Source organism: Pseudodonghicola xiamenensis DSM 18339, from assembly GCF_000429365.1.
Classification (GTDB): Bacteria; Pseudomonadota; Alphaproteobacteria; order Rhodobacterales; family Rhodobacteraceae; genus Pseudodonghicola; species Pseudodonghicola xiamenensis.
This window is the reverse complement of record NZ_AUBS01000015.1, coordinates 64,979-81,025: the sequence shown is the minus strand read 5'-3', so window position 1 is coordinate 81,025 and position 16,047 is coordinate 64,979. Positions and strand designations below refer to the sequence as shown.

Genomic DNA, 16,047 nt, shown 5'->3' with positions numbered 1-16,047 from the left:
CTCAAGCGTCGAAGCGCTCGCCGAACATTATGGCGAACTGATTGCGGGCTGCAAACCATTCCCGAACATTTCTGCCATCCTTTTCGAACTTGCGGATTGCGAGATAGATCAGCTTGGTCGCGGCCTCGTCGGTCGGGAAGGAACCGCGCGTCTTGATCGATTTGCGGATCACGCGGTTCAAGCTTTCTATGGCATTGGTTGTGTAGATGATCTTGCGGATCGCCGGATCGAAGCCGAAGAATGGGATCACCTCGGCCCATGTCCTGCGCCAGGCCGGGGCGATGGAGGCGTATTTTCCGGCCCATTTCTCCTCGAAGGCATCCAACTCGGCCTCGGCCATCTCGGCGCTCGGGGCGCTGTAAATCCGGCGCAAGTCGGCCGCCACGATCTTGCGGTCCTTCCAGGAACAAAAGTTCAGAGAATGGCGCACCAGATGCACCATGCAGGTCTGAACCATGGCCTCCGGAAAGGCGGCGGTGATCGCCTCCGGGAAGCCCTTGAGACCATCCACGACGGCGATCAGGATGTCCTGCAGCCCCCGGTTCTTCAGTTCGTTCATCACCGAGAGCCAGAATTTGGCACCTTCGTTCTCGGCGATCCACAGGCCCAGAACCTCACGCTGGCCATCGCGAGTGACGCCAAGAGCGACGTAGACGGCCTTGTTCTTGACCGTCCGGCTGTCGGCATCCCGGATCTTCACCCGTAGCGCGTCGAAAAGGACGATGGGATACATCCGGTCCAGCGCGCGGCTCTGCCATTCCCGAACCTCGTCCAGCACCGCGTCGGTGACCCGACTGATCAGGTCGGGCGACACCCTCAGACCGTAGAGGTCGAGCAGATGCGCCTGGATGTCCCGCACCGTCAGACCGGCGGCGTAGAGCCCGATGATCTTGTCATCCATACCGTCGATCCGGGTCTGGCCCTTCTTCACCAGTTCCGGCTCGAAGCTGCTATCGCGGTCACGGGGGATCGCTACCGGCAATTCCCCGTCCTGCCCCTTCAGCACTTTAGCCGATGTGCCGTTGCGGCGGTTGAGTTGGGTTGGCGGTGCGCTCTCGCCATCTTCATAGCCAAGATGCGCGGTCAGTTCCGCACCCAGCATCCGTTCCATGAGCTTGATCTTCAGCTCTTTCATCAGCCCGGCATCGCCGAGCAAGTCCTCAGGGCGATCAACGCCCTTGAGCAGTTCGTCCAGGATTTCTTTCGAGATGGTCATTCATGCTTCCTTTTGGTGAAGCATGAACCGGATCAATCATACACAAAAGGTCGGACACTCTCGTTCCTGATCGGTCAGCTCCTCGCCGTCGAACACGAACCGATGCAGCTTCGTATCACGCAGCCGGAACTCGGAACGAATGAAAGCGGCGATCGCCTCTGCGATCTGCAGGTAGGTCAGCTGCGCTACTTCGAGATCGAAAGCCTCAGCCATTGGAGCGGCGATTCCCGGCTTGGCCCTGATGCGTCTGGCAATCTCTCCGTGAACCTTTGCGGCTGCGGTGACATCGCCCTGGCGCAGCCATTCGGTGTCATCGCTTTCCCCGATCATCTCGCGAAACTCCACCGTAGGCAGATGGGCAGCCACCACCAGCGGGTCATCGGAGGGAGCTGTCGCTCCGAACTGGCTCTGCACCTCGCCTGAGCTTGCATCCACGCGGCCATCCCAGAAGAAGACATCATATCCGATCCCACCACGTCCCCAGAGCGCTAGCGCATTGCGAGAGAGAAGCCCGGCAGGGCTCTTCATACGATCGACACCGGAGCCAACGCCGCCAGCGCCATGCCCCAGCGGCAAGCCGTCCGCGGATCCAAACTCATCCAGATGACAACTGCGGCAAGAGACGTTCCGTGTCAGCGAGAGCAATTCACTTTCGAATAGGAGCTTTCCGACCGCCGCCTTCTTAGGCTCGAACTCTGGCCAGAGCTCCTCGGCGGGCCGCAAGCCGTTATCGAGAGCGGCCTTCCGCAGAACGGCCTCTCGCATGGATTCCGCGATCGCGGGTGCCGCGCTGAAAATTGCAAGTGCTAGCACAATCCTAGTAGCGAATTTCATGTATTTCGATCACATCCTGCAAATCTGTTGCTTTCGCCTCTATGGCTTTTAGAGCCATGTATCCCAGGGCATTCTCGTCGAGGCCGAAAAGGATCAGGCGTTTCCGGAGCAGGTCGTAATCCTGGCAATCGATCAGAGCGATCTCGCTTGCCTCAAGGTCCCGAACGGTCTGCTCGGACGGCTCCGCTTCGACCTTCTGTTTGGCCAGGAGATGCGCGCGCATCGAGCGATCACAGCGATAGGTCGCCTCTTGATAGGAAGGTGCCGCAAGGGTGATCACTGCCCATTTCCACACGGGTGGAATGATTTGGCCAACCACCACGCCTCCCGCAAAGACCAATGCAAACTCAATCGCCTTATTTCGCAACGATATTGAGCGCATCCAGAACCTCCGGGGTGATGGTGCCAGTAATTTTCAGTCCCCAGTCCTTCTGGAACTTGCTGATTGCGGCCTTTGTGCCGGTTCCGACGATTCCATCAATCGCGCCAGTGTAATAGCCATAGGTGTAGAGCGCGGTCTGAACACGTTTAACAATGTTCATAAAGGCTGCAGAGTTGCCTGGCAGCGTTTTCGGTGCTTGGGATGCGCGCGGCATCACGGATGCAGGGGGAGTACTGTTGCTCGACGGGGCTGTCGGACGATATGTCCCGCCACCTGAATAGCCGCCGCCCGAGGAGGAGCGATGGCTGCCATGAGAGCCATGCGAGCCGTGACTAGAGTGCGATCTATGCCCTGCAAGGGTATACTTGTGTTCTCCGCGAAGGAGCTGGAACAGGGGGCTGGACTTGTGATCATCTTGGTCGAGCGATGGAAGTGCCACTGTCGCCTGAGTAGCCTGTGGTAGATAGCCGGCCGCGGCGAGTGTGATGGCAAATTTCGCAAGTTTCTTCATTGCGGATGTATCCCCATGAAGCCGTCCTCCTCCCGATACCACTCAAAGAATCCGGCGCAGCGGGACCGCATGCTACAGGGTTCGCAATCTTTGAGATATTTTTGTTTCCAGTCGGATATCGACTGTGCGGCGTGTTCGCGAAATGCCGTGGGCACTGTACAGAGCGGAAAATTGTAGAGTGTGACACTCTGGCGGCGCGCGCGCATCAGGTCGATGGCCGCACCCAGCTCCGTGAAGTCCTCGCTGCTGTCGAAAAAGCAACGGCTCCAGTTCATCCGGCCGTAGCCTATGCGTTCCATCTGCATGATGGCCCATGTCGCCGCGAAGGGCAAATGACGCGAGATGAAGTCTGCAAGCCGGAGAAGACCTGTTGCGTTCTGTTTCATGACAACCGTGCGCAGTTCCAGTGCGGCACCGGCAAGACCGAGGAGCGAGAGGTTGTCGGATAGCTGCGCAAAGGCACCGGGCTTCCGGACGATTTCATCATGTACAGCCGGGACGTTGGAATAGATCGGGACGCCCCAGAGCAGCCGACTCCGATGCTTGCGGAGCCATGGCAGATCACTGATTTCGAAATGCTGACCGTTGGTGAGAATATGGAAGCTCAGATCGCTCCGCTTAGCAGCCACAGCATCAATGAAACCGAACAGCGCTTCCTTATGGAGCAACGGCTCTCCACCGGAAAGGCCGATCTGTGCGGCCGATGGTGCAAGCTGAGCTGCCGTTAGGAAATGCGCGAACATGTCTTCGTGATGCGTCTTGGGCGGCTGGGAGCACATGAGGCACAGCTGATCGCATTGCTCGGTGATCAAGAAGGTGTTGTGCGGTGAGGCTGCTCTGATCAGCCGATGGGCGATCTGCCGCTGCGGATCAATCAGCAGAACGTCTCCAGTGATGTCTTCATGTGTGACACCACGGACACGGAAATCTCCGGGTTTGGCCTGGTAATCGAGGAGCCCCGGTTCCTCGTGTGATAGCGAGGCTTCGTTCTCCCCATTACCCGCGCCGTACGAAATCCTGACCACGAAGGGTGCAAGAGAGCGGCTGCATTCCGATCTGAGGCGCAATGGGATCATGAGATAGCCGGTCTCAGGGCATCCGGGAGTGTTTCAAGCCCAAGCCAGTGGCACAGGCTGAAGTCGACCGCGGGATCCTCACTGTAGAGAAGCTCGACCGCGAGATCGAACACTGCCAGGTGCCGCTGGCAGAACCAGCTCTCGTGCCGAGGTATGTCGATCCGGCCATTGCGCGATAGATCATCAATTGGGTCCGTTCCGCAAAAAGGCTGATACGGGCAGTGAATGCAGTCGGGGTCAAAATTGTTAATGTGGCTCGGCGCGATCAGTGCGAGCTTCTCGTGGTCGAGGCCGTTGGCTACGTCGCCGACCGACAGATCAACTTGACGGATGCGCGCAAGCATACGGGCCTCGTCGCTGGGGTAGATCTGCCCGTCGAAGTCGATGACGGCATTGGTGCCTGTGGGAATGTTAGGGTTTCTCAAATCGGTGTGGCTGTCGGCCCCGGGCGCGAGGATCCTCCGCAAGCAATGCGCAAGGTAAAACTCTTCCATCGTCCGGCCCGTGCGCGCGTTGTGGGAAATCAGGGTATAGACGAAATTCCGGTAATAGGCGGTCCAGCTCTGCGATGTCCGGGCGGAGGGGTGGCTCTTTCGCGCGAAGCCCTGATAGTTGACTGGGCGCAGGTAGAGAGACGTGAATCCAAAGTCCTCATATGCCGCGATGAGGTCCTCCGGTTTTGGGGGACATTCCATGTCGATGGTTGGCAAGGCGGACACGCGAGAAGGCCCGATCAAATCGAGTGCCTGGGCGAGATTTCTATGAAATGCCTGCGTCAGTTCAGCAGTCCCTGTCCGGTTTCTTGTATGGAGCTGATGTGGGCCGTCTAGCGAGGTACTGATCAGAACATCCTCATTAGCAAGGAAGGCAAGAATATCCGCGTCGAGCGTCTGAAGGTTGGTGCAAACCACGAAGCGCACCCGCTGAAACCGCCGCCTGGCGAATTCGGTGACGGTCTTCAAATGATCGAGCCTGAGTAAGGGCTCACCACCTTGAAATTCGATCTGGATCTCGTCGACTGGCAGGGCATCGAGAAAGGTCAGTACCTGGGCCAGTGTTTCGTCGTCCCAATCAAATCCCTTGGCCGCCACAGGCGCCCGGGATACCTGGCAATACGAGCATTTCAGATCGCATCGCAGCGTCGGGATGAGGATGACATATGCGGACCCACCGCCGACATGCTGGCGCTGCGCCCATCTCGTCAGAAAAGCCGTATGCGGAAGTTCCCCGACATGGCGAAAAGCTTGACCCATCTCAACAAGAAAATCGGTATCGAACCGGTTCAGCTCGTCGCGGGCATAGCGGTCGACGAATGCCCGGTCTGCCATGAAGTAGCTTCCTGAGTCGTCAGCCATGAAGATACGCTGATCGGAACACTACGGACGCTGGCCTCGGGCAGGGCTGTTCCATCGCCGGAAGAAAGCTGGGGCGTCGGACGAGTCGGCGCATGCCTTGGAGGTCATGGATGATTGTCTGAGGACCGGCCAGCCAACCGATATGGGGGCATTCGCTGCCATGCTTGCGCCTCGTCTCCCGCTGTTCGGTGTCGAGGTCAAAGAGTCAACGAAGGAACACCAAGAGATTGAGTTGCGACTTCCCGACAGCACACGCTTGGGAGCTCGGGCGATCTCCAACGATCTGAGGCCTGGGGCGCTCGCAAAGCAGTTCACGCTCTTTCAAGAAGTCGCCGCGCTGAAGAAGCGCTACGCAAACTGGCTGCTGCTCTTCGGAAACGGCGCCATCTTCGACCACTGGCTTGGAAAGGGGAGATTGCCTCATGCCGGAGAAGAGAACATCCTTCGCGGGTCTGCTGCTGGGGTTCCGAAAAACTGCGGATTTTCTGCAGGACCGCACGATGAAGACCGGAGAGGACGTGGAATATTTGCTCGAGTTGCACAGGCTCCTCGAGACGGGCGAGGGTGGGAAGGCTGTGCTGATCGAGCGGCTGTTCGAGGAGATCCTGGCGATCAGGATGCAGCAGTCCGCGATGGAAGCGAAGCTCGACGAGGTACTGCACCAGCAGAGGGCGATGGTGGAGGCGCTGAACCTGCCCGTCGCCTCGGGGCGTTGATCGGCCTCGCGGCAAGCCAGGCGCAGGGCGTGGGCGAGGGCTGGCACCCTCGGGTGTTCGGCCCTGGAGATGTTGGGCTTGTGGGGCCTGCCGGGGAGCGGTGGTCATCCGCGGCTGCTGAGACAGAGTCCGAGCTGGGTGATGATCCTGGTACACTTGGCGTGTGATCTCTTCCCAGTTTGCACCACGCCGCTAGGCGATCAGCGTTGCCTCAGAACATGCGGGGAAGCTGTTCGACCACTCCGCGCATGATGGGCATCGAGGTAGCCTCGTCGTACTGCTCGTCATGCACATCTTTCCCGCTGTGCCCTACAAGATCCCTGCGCTGCTTGTCCGTGACCTCGGGCAGCTGTTTCAGATGGGTGATCACATAGTGCCGGAGTGAGTGGAAGCAGAGCCTGCGGGGATTGCCCTCCAGCTGCAAGCCGACGGCCTTGCTCCAATTGTAGTGAAGCTTGTCACCGAAGGACTGGCTCTCGTTTTCCGGAATAAGTTCCGGGAAGATCGCAGCTGCGCCGCGCTTGCGCATTTCCTCTACGTGGCGAAGGAAGCCTAGGTCGATGAGGTGCGAATGGATCGGCACCAAGCGTACAGAGGATAGCGTCTTCACGCCGCGATGCGCATTGTTACGGATGTGGCAGCAGGGGATTTCGTCCACAATGGTGAAGTCTTCGGGCTCGAGCGCCAGAACCTCTTCGCGTCGTGCCCCGCTGTAGGCTGCCATGAGCGGCCCCCAGTAGAGACCATCTTTCAGGACGGTCTTTCCCGGAACATGGCGGCGCTTGTGGTTACTGCTCCCGGTCCAGATCGGATGCCGAAACACCTGCTGTAGTTCGGGCAGGGCAAAAGCCTCGCGCTTGTCCCGGTTGCGCTTGGTTTCCGGAACCCGCAGCAGACTAAGCTGGATATCGTCAGAGATTTTCAGGCTCTCGCTCCGGGCAACCCGGAAGATCAGCGAGAACCGATCGAGGTGGCCGTTGATGGTGCGTGGCGACAAGCCAACCTTGTCTTCGGGCAGGTCGGCTGCGCGCGCGAGAAGGTCTTCGACGCTGCGATCTGCATCCTTGGCGCTTTTCCCGTAACTTTTCGGGAGGCGCTGGAGGACGGACTTGTAGTATTTCAGGTGCGCTTGGGTAATGTCGGTGACGTCAGTGACCCCGGTTGTGCTGATGAAAAGCCGTGCTTGAGAGGCCAGTTGTCTGCGCGTGTCTTCCTTGATGTGGTCGCGATCTTTCTCGTCATTGATGCGCTCGACGAGCTGGATGAGATTGGGATCGTAGGTGAATTTATGTGTTTGCGGGCCGGGCGCCGGAGGCGTGGCGTTCCGTACGGGTTCTCTCGGTGCTGCGCAGTCGGGCCGGTCTGTTTCCGGGGGCGAGGTCGGGGCTTCCGGTGCGTCGGACTCGTTCACCATGGCAAAGGCCAGCGCGCGGGCCTGCTCCAGGCTCGGGTCTTCACGACCTTCCGCGGCTTCCCATGCTGCGGCCTTGCCCGCGAGCAGCATTTGGCGGAGCTGCAGAGTCATCATCGTGGATGGCGTGATGCTCTCCCCGATGGCTTCCTGAATGCAGTCCCGAGCGGCGCGATGCATCTTGTTCACCCCGGCTTCGGACATGACATCGCGAGAGAGCAGGTCGAGCATGGTTTCCAGCGTCGTCAACTCCTGCGGGCTCGCGCCTTCACTCAAGGCGCTCTGACGCGCCTTTTCCGACAGGGTCGGGTGAAGCCCCGTCGTCGCCAGATGGCGCCAGGCGCGTGCAGTCGCCCAATCGTAGCGTTGGTCTTCTTCCGCCGTGCCCACAGGATCCAGCCGAGACACCATCCGTTGGCGCTCGATCCGATCGAGTTCTGTACGAATGACATTGCTGAGCCAGGCCTTGGCCTGGGCGGGTGTCAGTTTTCCCGTAGAGATCGCATCAAGCATCCGGTCGCACTCATAGTTCAGTCTGCGGGCGATGATACGCGCGATCGACCGCTCGGTGGTGCGCAAAGACAGCTGCCAGTGTCTGTTTTGTGTGGAAAACTCAGGGACGCGGCGACGCCAGCTCCAGACGGTACCGCGAAGAAACAGCGAAGGGGTTGACGCCACGAGGCAGCCTCCATTGATGGAGACGAGCGACCCGAAATTTGGAAACTTGTGCTACAGTGCTGTGCTACACTGTGCCTTCCAAATCTACCTTACGCCTTGTTTCTCAAGGACTTACTAGGTGATTTGGCTCCGGCGGTAGGGATCGAACCTACGACCAATTGATTAACAGTCAACTGCTCTACCGCTGAGCTACGCCGGAACTTGACGCGGTGTATAGCTATGGGGTCTGGGGGGTGCAAGAGGAGTTTTGACGGTTTTTTGAAAAAATCATATCGCCTCTCAGAGGGGCCTTATTTTGTTGGTGCCATAGCTCAGGACAGGCGGGAAAACCGGGCTGCGATGCCTAGGGGATCGTCGGTTTCGATTCGCTTTTGTCCCGTCAGATCAACCAGATGGGCGAATACGTTGCGTTCGGCGGCGGGAATCAGAGCGGCGGGAACCTCGGTATAGATTCGTCGCGCCAACTGGGCGGTGGTGGCCGGTCCGTCGGCCAGTGCCTCGAGAATCTGGGCCTCGCGTCCGAGCCGGTGTTCGATCAGCCAGTCGAGCCGTCCGGCGGGATCGGCGATGGGGGCGCCATGGCCGGGGTGGAAGCTGGTCCAGTTGCGATCCCGCAGCCGCCGGCAGGAGGTCATGAAATCGCTCAGATCGCCATCGGGGGGCGAGACCAGCGACGTGGCCCAGCCCATCACGTGATCGGCGGTAAAGCAGCTGTCGCCCATCGCCAGGGCGATATGGTTGCCCAGATGTCCGGGCGTGTGGATGACCTCGAGCTGCCAGCCGTCGCCCTCGATCACCGTGCCGTCGGGCAGGAGCTGATCGGGGCGGAAGCGCAGGTCAATGCCTTCGCCACCGCCGGCCAGTCCGCTGGCGGCGATGGATTCCATCACGGCGCTGCGTCCGGCCTGGGGGCCACCGAAGGCCAGAACCGGGGCGCCGGTCCGTTCCGAGAGCGGAGCGGCCAGCGGTGAATGGTCTGAATGGGAATGGGTGACGATGATATGGCTGATGCTCTGCCCGGGCTCCAGCGCCGCCAGGATCGCCTCGAGATGCGCTTCACTCGTCGGGCCGGGGTCGATCACGGCGAGTTCGCGGTCGCCCACAAGATAGGTATTGGTGCCGCGATAGGTCATTGGCGAGGGGTTGGGAGCCACCAGCCGGCGCACCCCGTCCTGCAGCCGGTCGGGGGTGCCATGACTGGGGGCGAAATCATCGGGGGCCTGTGGCATTCGCTGTGTCTCTCTCTCGCTGGTCTCGGTGGCGCGTCGTCGGGATTCGCCTGACGCCAGAATCTTGTGTTGCGGGGCGCGTCGCAGTGGAAAGTCTGTTCCCTGCGCTGCCGCCTCGCAGTAGGCTTAGCGCATGTCCTTTCAATGGCTCAAACATTATATGCCGCGATCGCTTTATGCACGGTCGGCGCTGATCCTGGTGCTGCCGGTGATCGTGGTGTTGCTGGTGGTTTCGGTCGCCTTCATCCAGAATCACCTGCAGGGAATCATCCGGCAGATGACCTATAACGCCTCGCGGCAGATCGAATTCCTCATTGACCAGGTCGACGAGGCACCGGATCGCGGCGCGGCGCTGACGCGGGTGGAACCGATGCTGCCGGCGCTGCAGATGCGTCTCAGGTTTCTCGAACCCGAAGAGGTGCCACCGGCCTTTATCCGGTGGTTTGACTTTTCGGGCATGCATGTACGCAAGCTGATGCGGGCGGCGGTGCCGCAGATGCTGGCGCTGCGGTTTAATGCCGATTCCTCGGTTCAGTTGTTCGTTGATACCGTGCACGGGCCGCTTGAGATCGGGTTTCATCGCAGTCTGGTGACAGTCAGCACACCGCATCAGCTTCTGGTGACGATGGTTGCCTTCGCGCTGTTGATGACGGTGATCTCCTTTCTGTACCTGCGCAACCAATTGCGGCCGATCACCCGGCTGGCAGATGCGGCGCAGGCCTTTGGGCGTGGCCGGAACGAACCGTACCGCCCCGGCGGTGCCATTGAGGTCCGGGCCGCGGGCCATGCGTTTTTGGACATGCGGGCGCGGATCGAACGGCAGATCGAACAGCGCACCCTGATGCTGTCCGGGGTCAGCCATGATCTGCGCACGCCGCTGACCCGCCTGAAACTGGGTCTGTCGATGCTGGAAGATGAGGCCGAGGCGGCGCCGCTTTTGCGCGATGTCGATGAGATGCAGCGACTGGTCGAGACGTTTCTCGAATTCTCGCGCGGTGCCACTCAGGCCGAACCGGAACCGACCGACCCGATCGAGATGGTGCGTGCCATCGTCGAGGATGCGGTGCGGGCGGGCAAGCCGGTGAGCTTGGGCGCACTGGAGGGCGAGGGTAAGGTGGCGCTGCGAGCGGTGGCGATCCGTCGCGCGGTGGAGAACCTGATCGACAATGCTGTGCGCTATGGTAACCGGGCGCTGGTTTCGGTTTTGCTGACCGAGCGCAGCCTTCGGATCCGGGTCGAGGACGACGGGCCGGGGATACCTGCCGATCTCAGGGCCGAGGCGTTGAAGCCTTTCGCGCGGCTCGATCCGTCTCGCAATCAGGACAAGGGCAGCGGTGTCGGGCTGGGGCTGGCGATCGTTACCGATGCCGCCCGCGCCCATGGTGGGGCACTGCGACTGGCAGAGAGCGAGGCCCTGGGCGGGCTCTGCGCCGATATCGTGATCGGCCGCTGAGCCTGGCGCCCGAACAGCTCTTGGGCGCTTAGGGGCCGGTTCCAGGCGCTGTTAATCGTTTCTTATTCGGCCCCCCATAGCCTGAGCCCGGTCGGGGTGTGGCAGGGAGACGGGTGATGACGGGCAAGACGGTTTCGCAGGGAACGGGACGTGCCGCAATGTATCGCGGCGCGGCGGTTGTGTTCCTTGTCGCGCTGGCCGCGTCCTTCCTCGGGGGGTGGACCCGGCCGCCGGGGTTTCTGGCCAGTGTCTGGCCTGCCAATGCGCTGGCGCTGGGGCTGTTTCTGCGCTGGCCCGGCGCGGCCCGGCCATTGGGCTGGGCCGTCCTGGCGCTGGCCTTCGTGCTGGTTGATCTGACGACGGGGGCCGATCTGCAGAAGGTTCTGTTGCTGAACCTCGCCAATCTGGTCAGCATCGGTCTGGCCTATGCGGTTCTCGCATCGCTTCCGGTCGAGGTGCTGCGGCTGCGGGTGCCGGTCTCGATGCTGTGGCTCTGCACCGCCGCGATCCTTGGCGGGGCGGGGGCAGGTGTGATCGGCGCATTGGCCAATCCGATGCTGTTCGGCGGCACTGGCTCGGACGGGTTGATTTTCTGGTGGGCGACCGAGGTGGTGAATTACATCGCCTTCCTGCCGGTGGTGCTGTCGGCGCCATCTCTGGCGCGCCTGCGACGTCGTCGCAGGACCGGGCTGAGCATTCGCAAGACCGATCTGTTGCCAGCGGGCGCGGTTGCGCTGTCCTGTGCGCTTGCGTTCGAGGTCGGTGGCCCGGGCGCGATCGCGCTGCCGGTTCTGGCCCTGCTGTGGTGCGGCCTGGTCTATCCGGTCTTCGCTACGTCTTTGTTCACCCTGGGGGTCAGCGTGCTGACGCTGGTCTTCTTCGCGCGCGGGGGGATGGGCGATCCCCTGGTCGCAGGTGGCGGGGCGCTGGACCAGATGACCTTGTTCTCGGTGCGGTTGGGGGCCTCGGCGGTGGCGATCGCGCCGATCATGCTGTCGATTCTGACCCTGCACCGCAATGAGCTGATGGCGCGGCTGCATCGGCAGGCGACGCGGGATTCGCTGACGGGTATCCTCAATCGCACGGCGTTTCTGGCCGATGCCCAGGTGATCCTGCGCGGCCTGAAGGTGCCGGAGGGCTGGCCTTCGGCGGCGGCGGTGCTGATGCTGGATCTGGATCACTTCAAGTCGGTGAACGATACCTACGGCCATGCGGCGGGCGATGAATTGCTGCGCGAGGTGGCGCGCCGGATCAGCGCCAATCTCAGGCCGCATGATCTGTTCGGGCGGCTGGGAGGGGACGAATTCGCGGTGTTCCTGCGCGATTGCGCGCCACGTCAGGCCGATGAGGTGGCCGAGCGGCTGCGTGCAGCCATCGCGGCGCAGCCGATCCAGGTGACCGAAGGGGCCGCGATAGAGATTTCGGCCAGCATCGGCATGACCCCGGTGGAAACCGGGCGGCATCCCTCGCTCGATCAGCTGCTGGAACGGGCGGATCAGGCGCTTTACCTGGCTAAGGAGAAGGGGCGCAATCAGGTTGTGATCACGGCAGATCTGGCAGCGTTGCGCCGATCATTGGGCCGGATGGGGGAGGCTGGGGCCTCGGTCCCCGGCTGAGCTTGATGCCGAAGGCGGGGTGCAGAACTGCGGTGCCCGCCCCGGTAGCCCCGCTATTTCTGAATGGCGCGGACGCCGCCGACGACGATGCAGGCCCCGATCACACCGGCAATCAGATAGCCGATCCAGCCGCCGAAGCTGATGCCAAGAATACCAAAGAGAAAGCTCGCCACTGCGGCGCCGATGATACCCAGAACGATGTTCATCAAAACGCCGGTATTGGTCTTCATCACCGCTGAGGCGATCCAGCCGGCGATCCCGCCGATGATGATCGCGGCCAGCCAGCCGATTCCCGCAGAGCCCATGGTGATCTCCTTTCAAAAGCGATTGCCCGAGTTGCTTCGGCAAGGAGTGTTGCGCAGCTTGGGCGCGAATGCAAACCTTGCGACCAAAGGGGGGGTAAGTGAAGATCGGGGCAGGGCCCGCGCGGCCCTTTGGGGCGGCGCGCGGAGGATAGGGTCAGCTCTTGGCCATGATGAAGCCATTGACCGGATAAACGCTGCCAAAGGCGCCGGGCACGCTTTCGACCCGGACGCGAGACCAGTCGTTCTTGTCCGAGACGTCGATCACCGCCATGCCGAGAGAGACCTGGTTGCGGTGCCAGTTGGCATGATCGACCAGAACCCTACGGTCGGACACCAGTTTCGAGACCACCGCCACATGCCCGAGCGGCATCGACGAGGTGGCGCTGAAGGCCATCACCGCCCCGACGGTCGGGGCTTTGCTGACCTCGAAGCTTTCTTGAGATTTTGCCTGATGCCACCAGGTTCGGGCATTGCCGCGAATTTCGACACCGGAAAGGTTACGGGCGAAGGGGACACACCAGACACGGGCGCCGCGGCTTTGCAGGGCCTCGGCTTCCTTCACGCTGAAGGCAAGCCGGTTGGGGTCGATCCCGGTGCTGCGTTGCGGCGCCTGTGCGCAAGCGGCGAGACCGAGCAGGCAGAGAAGTATCGAGCCGCGCGACAGGAGTTGGAGGCGTTTTACACTCACGAATTGTCCCTGAATTCCGTTGTCTCTTCGGTGTCCGGTTGGCTCCGGACGGGTTGGCGGGACTTTCCTGAAAAAGGGTCGCTCTGCCAAGCCTCGAAATCGGGCGCCGGCGGGATTTTGCCGCTTTTCGCGCCGCGACTCCGACGCAGAGGGCGGAGTTTGCCGCTGGGATGGGCAAACCGGCGTGTTTTGCGCCTGTTTCGCGGGCGGTCGCCTGCGCGAAAAACAGGCGCCGGATTGAAGATATCGCCTCAAGCGGATCATTTCATGTGGGGGCGGTGTTGATCGAGGGAAGGGGCAAACGCATTGCCGCGCGAAACGCGCTGATTGCACCGTGAGCCGGCACCTTTGCAAAGGTGGTGACGATTCCGTGGGGCGGCCGTTCGGGCCGTCGGAAACCTGCTTTCGGAATTGCGGGCATGTCGGGGCCGCAGTGCCGATCAGGCGGAACACTGGCAGGCTGAGCACTGGCAGGCTGAACACTGGGCCGGTATGCGCCCCCGGGAAGGCAGCAGAAACGCGGGCGGTTTGGGGGGCAATCGCGCACCATATGATTCCACAACGGCACAGGCGCTCGCGCCATGGTCCATTTTGGCGTTGGTTTCCCTGGTTTCTTAAGGGTTTTGGTAGGCCCGGCAGGATTTGAACCCGCAACCAAAGCGTTATGAGCGCTCTGCTCTAACCGTTGAGCTACAGGCCCGCCTGCCTGTTTGGGTATCATGATCCTGCCCGACGTCAAGCCTTGGCTGCAGCCAACCGTTGCATCGTGACGCGCAATGCACTAACCCGCGCGCAATCAGCGAACAAGGGGACCGGCCGATGACGACAGGCAAGAACGGCATCACCTATGCCGAAGCAGGCGTGGATATCGACGCGGGCAACGATCTGGTCGAACGGATCAAGCCAGCCGCCAAGCGGACCAACCGTCCCGGCGTGATGAGTGGGTTGGGCGGCTTCGGCGCGCTCTTCGATCTGAAGGCGGCCGGGTATAGCGATCCGGTGCTGGTGGCGGCGACCGACGGGGTCGGGACCAAGCTGAGGATCGCGATCGACACCGGCAATGTCGACGGTGTCGGCATCGACCTGGTGGCCATGTGCGTGAATGACCTGGTGTGCCAGGGGGCAGAGCCGCTCTTTTTCCTCGATTACTTCGCCACCGGCAAGCTCGAGACCGAGCAGGCGGCGCGGATCATCGAAGGTATCGCCGAAGGCTGCGCCCAATCCGGCAGCGCCCTGATCGGTGGCGAGACGGCGGAAATGCCCGGCATGTATCCGGCCGGTGATTTCGACCTGGCAGGCTTTGCCGTCGGCGCCATGGAGCGCGGCACCGCACTGCCCGAGGGGGTCACCCAAGGCGACGTGCTGCTGGGGCTCGCCTCGAACGGGGTGCATTCGAACGGCTATTCTCTGGTGCGCAAGCTGGTCCAGATCTCGGGTCTGGGCTGGGACGATGCCTGCCCCTGGGCTGAGGGCACCCTGGGCGCGGCACTGCTGACGCCGACCCGGCTCTATGTCAAACAGGCGCTGGCGGCGGTGCGGGCGGGCGGCGTTCATGCGCTGGCCCATATCACTGGCGGCGGTCTGACCGAGAATCTGCCGCGGGTCTTCCCCGAGGGGCTGGGGGCCGAGGTCGACCTTGACGCCTGGACGCTGCCGCCGGTCTTTGCCTGGCTTGCGGAGGTGGGCGGCATGGCCGAGGCGGAGATGCTGAAGACCTTCAACTGCGGCATCGGCATGGTCGTGGTTGTGGCCGCCGATCAGGCCGACGCTCTGGTTGCGCTCTTGACCGAGGCCGGTGAGACCGTGTCCCGTATCGGCGTGATCACCGAAGGGCAGGGCGTTGCCTACAAGGGGGCGCTGAAGTGACACATAAGCGCGTCGCCATCCTGTTGTCGGGGGGCGGGTCGAATATGGTGGCGCTGGTCGACAGCATGACTGGCGATCACCCGGCGCGGCCCTGTCTGGTGTTGTCGAACGACGCCAAGGCCGGCGGGCTGGTCAAGGCGGCCGAACGGGGGGTGCCGACTGCCTATGTCGATCACCGCCCCTTCAAGGGCGATCGCGCCGCCTTCGAGGCGGAGTTGATGAAACCGCTTCTGGCCGCCGAACCGGATATCATCTGCCTGGCGGGGTTCATGCGGGTGCTGACCGCTGGGTTCGTCAGCCAGTGGAACGGGCGGATGCTGAACATCCACCCCTCGCTTCTGCCAAAATACAAGGGGCTGCATACCCATGCCCGCGCGCTCGAGGCCGGTGACAGCGAACACGGCTGCACCGTGCACGAGGTGACCGCCGAGCTGGACGATGGTCCGATCCTGGGCCAGGCCCGGGTACCGGTGCTGCCAGGAGACACCCCCGAGCAGCTTGCCGCCCGGGTGCTGGAGCAGGAACACAGGCTCTATCCGGCGGTTCTGCGTCGGTTCGCAGCGGGGGACCGGACCCCTGTTCTGCTGGGCTGATCGGTGAGTCCGGGGCGCGGCCCGCGCTCCGGATTTGCAATGCGTTTATGATCAGCGTATGAGTTCGTAATCCGGCGTTTGGGCGCGGGCGCGCGCCCGCCCGGAACCGAATTCAGGA

15 protein-coding genes and 2 tRNA genes are annotated in these 16,047 nt (G+C 61.9%); 5 read left to right on the top strand and 12 right to left on the bottom strand.

From position 1 onward, the window contains the following. Window position 1: 1 nt before the first annotated feature. Genes G455_RS0113645 through hxsB form a run of 6 tightly spaced genes read right to left on the bottom strand, consistent with a single transcriptional unit; the run spans window position 2 to window position 5,380 of the window. Window positions 2-1,216, bottom strand: coding sequence for an IS256 family transposase (locus G455_RS0113645; protein WP_028094219.1), 1,215 nt, complete (start codon window positions 1,214-1,216; stop codon window positions 2-4). A gap of 36 nt (window positions 1,217-1,252) precedes the next feature. Beyond that, window positions 1,253-2,050, bottom strand: coding sequence for a cytochrome c peroxidase (locus G455_RS24100; RefSeq protein WP_229861792.1), 798 nt, complete (start codon window positions 2,048-2,050; stop codon window positions 1,253-1,255). After that, window positions 2,034-2,432 (bottom strand): TIGR03982 family His-Xaa-Ser system protein, encoded by a 399-nt coding sequence (locus G455_RS0113635; protein ID WP_229861793.1) that lies wholly within the window; start codon window positions 2,430-2,432, stop codon window positions 2,034-2,036. Before G455_RS0113635 ends, G455_RS24100 begins: the two co-directional genes overlap by 17 nt. Further along, window positions 2,407-2,943 carry a His-Xaa-Ser repeat protein HxsA gene (gene hxsA, locus G455_RS26045; protein WP_035366751.1) on the bottom strand — a complete coding sequence of 179 codons (537 nt, stop codon included), beginning with the start codon at window positions 2,941-2,943 and terminating at the stop codon, window positions 2,407-2,409. Before hxsA ends, G455_RS0113635 begins: the two co-directional genes overlap by 26 nt. After that, window positions 2,940-4,019 (bottom strand): His-Xaa-Ser system radical SAM maturase HxsC, encoded by a 1,080-nt coding sequence (gene hxsC, locus G455_RS0113625; protein ID WP_028094216.1) that lies wholly within the window; start codon window positions 4,017-4,019, stop codon window positions 2,940-2,942. The genes hxsA and hxsC overlap by 4 nt, the downstream gene beginning before the upstream one ends. Next, window positions 4,016-5,380 (bottom strand): His-Xaa-Ser system radical SAM maturase HxsB, encoded by a 1,365-nt coding sequence (gene hxsB, locus G455_RS24090; RefSeq protein ID WP_268246083.1) that lies wholly within the window; start codon window positions 5,378-5,380, stop codon window positions 4,016-4,018. Before hxsB ends, hxsC begins: the two co-directional genes overlap by 4 nt. A gap of 416 nt (window positions 5,381-5,796) precedes the next feature. On the opposite strand from hxsB, the gene G455_RS0113610 reads away from it, so the two are divergent. After that, window positions 5,797-6,090 (top strand): hypothetical protein, encoded by a 294-nt coding sequence (locus G455_RS0113610; RefSeq protein WP_028094214.1) that lies wholly within the window; start codon window positions 5,797-5,799, stop codon window positions 6,088-6,090. 211 nt (window positions 6,091-6,301) lie between these two features. Here G455_RS0113610 and G455_RS0113605 read toward each other — a convergent pair whose 3' ends face one another. From G455_RS0113605 to G455_RS0113595, 3 genes are all read right to left on the bottom strand, one after another. Then, the gene (locus tag G455_RS0113605) at window positions 6,302-8,179 is read right to left on the bottom strand and encodes a site-specific integrase (RefSeq protein ID WP_154664385.1); all 1,878 of its coding nucleotides are present in this window, start codon (window positions 8,177-8,179) and stop codon (window positions 6,302-6,304) included. 124 nt (window positions 8,180-8,303) lie between these two features. Continuing rightward, window positions 8,304-8,378, bottom strand: a tRNA-Asn gene (locus tag G455_RS0113600). Window positions 8,379-8,490: 112 nt separating this feature from the next. Then, window positions 8,491-9,408 (bottom strand): MBL fold metallo-hydrolase, encoded by a 918-nt coding sequence (locus G455_RS0113595; RefSeq protein ID WP_028094212.1) that lies wholly within the window; start codon window positions 9,406-9,408, stop codon window positions 8,491-8,493. 133 nt (window positions 9,409-9,541) lie between these two features. On the opposite strand from G455_RS0113595, the gene G455_RS0113590 reads away from it, so the two are divergent. Both G455_RS0113590 and G455_RS24085 read left to right on the top strand, forming a co-directional pair. Continuing rightward, window positions 9,542-10,861, top strand: a complete 1,320-nt coding sequence (locus tag G455_RS0113590) for an ATP-binding protein (protein WP_028094211.1) — start codon at window positions 9,542-9,544, stop codon at window positions 10,859-10,861. 116 nt (window positions 10,862-10,977) lie between these two features. Then, window positions 10,978-12,477, top strand: a complete 1,500-nt coding sequence (locus tag G455_RS24085) for a GGDEF domain-containing protein (protein ID WP_084437073.1) — start codon at window positions 10,978-10,980, stop codon at window positions 12,475-12,477. Window positions 12,478-12,530: 53 nt separating this feature from the next. Here the strand turns inward: G455_RS24085 and G455_RS0113580 are convergent, their stop codons facing one another. The 3 genes from G455_RS0113580 to G455_RS0113570 form a co-directional block, all read right to left on the bottom strand. Beyond that, window positions 12,531-12,782, bottom strand: coding sequence for a GlsB/YeaQ/YmgE family stress response membrane protein (locus G455_RS0113580; protein ID WP_028094210.1), 252 nt, complete (start codon window positions 12,780-12,782; stop codon window positions 12,531-12,533). Window positions 12,783-12,936: 154 nt separating this feature from the next. After that, window positions 12,937-13,470 (bottom strand): CHAP domain-containing protein, encoded by a 534-nt coding sequence (locus G455_RS0113575; RefSeq protein WP_035366750.1) that lies wholly within the window; start codon window positions 13,468-13,470, stop codon window positions 12,937-12,939. 624 nt (window positions 13,471-14,094) lie between these two features. Continuing rightward, a tRNA-Ile gene (locus G455_RS0113570) sits at window positions 14,095-14,170 on the bottom strand. A gap of 119 nt (window positions 14,171-14,289) precedes the next feature. On the opposite strand from G455_RS0113570, the gene purM reads away from it, so the two are divergent. Both purM and purN read left to right on the top strand, forming a co-directional pair. After that, entirely contained in the window at window positions 14,290-15,336 is a 1,047-nt protein-coding gene (gene purM, locus G455_RS0113565) for a phosphoribosylformylglycinamidine cyclo-ligase (RefSeq protein WP_028094208.1), read from the top strand. Further along, window positions 15,333-15,929, top strand: coding sequence for a phosphoribosylglycinamide formyltransferase (purN, locus tag G455_RS0113560; protein WP_028094207.1), 597 nt, complete (start codon window positions 15,333-15,335; stop codon window positions 15,927-15,929). The genes purM and purN overlap by 4 nt, the downstream gene beginning before the upstream one ends. The last annotated feature ends 118 nt before the right edge of the window (window positions 15,930-16,047 follow it).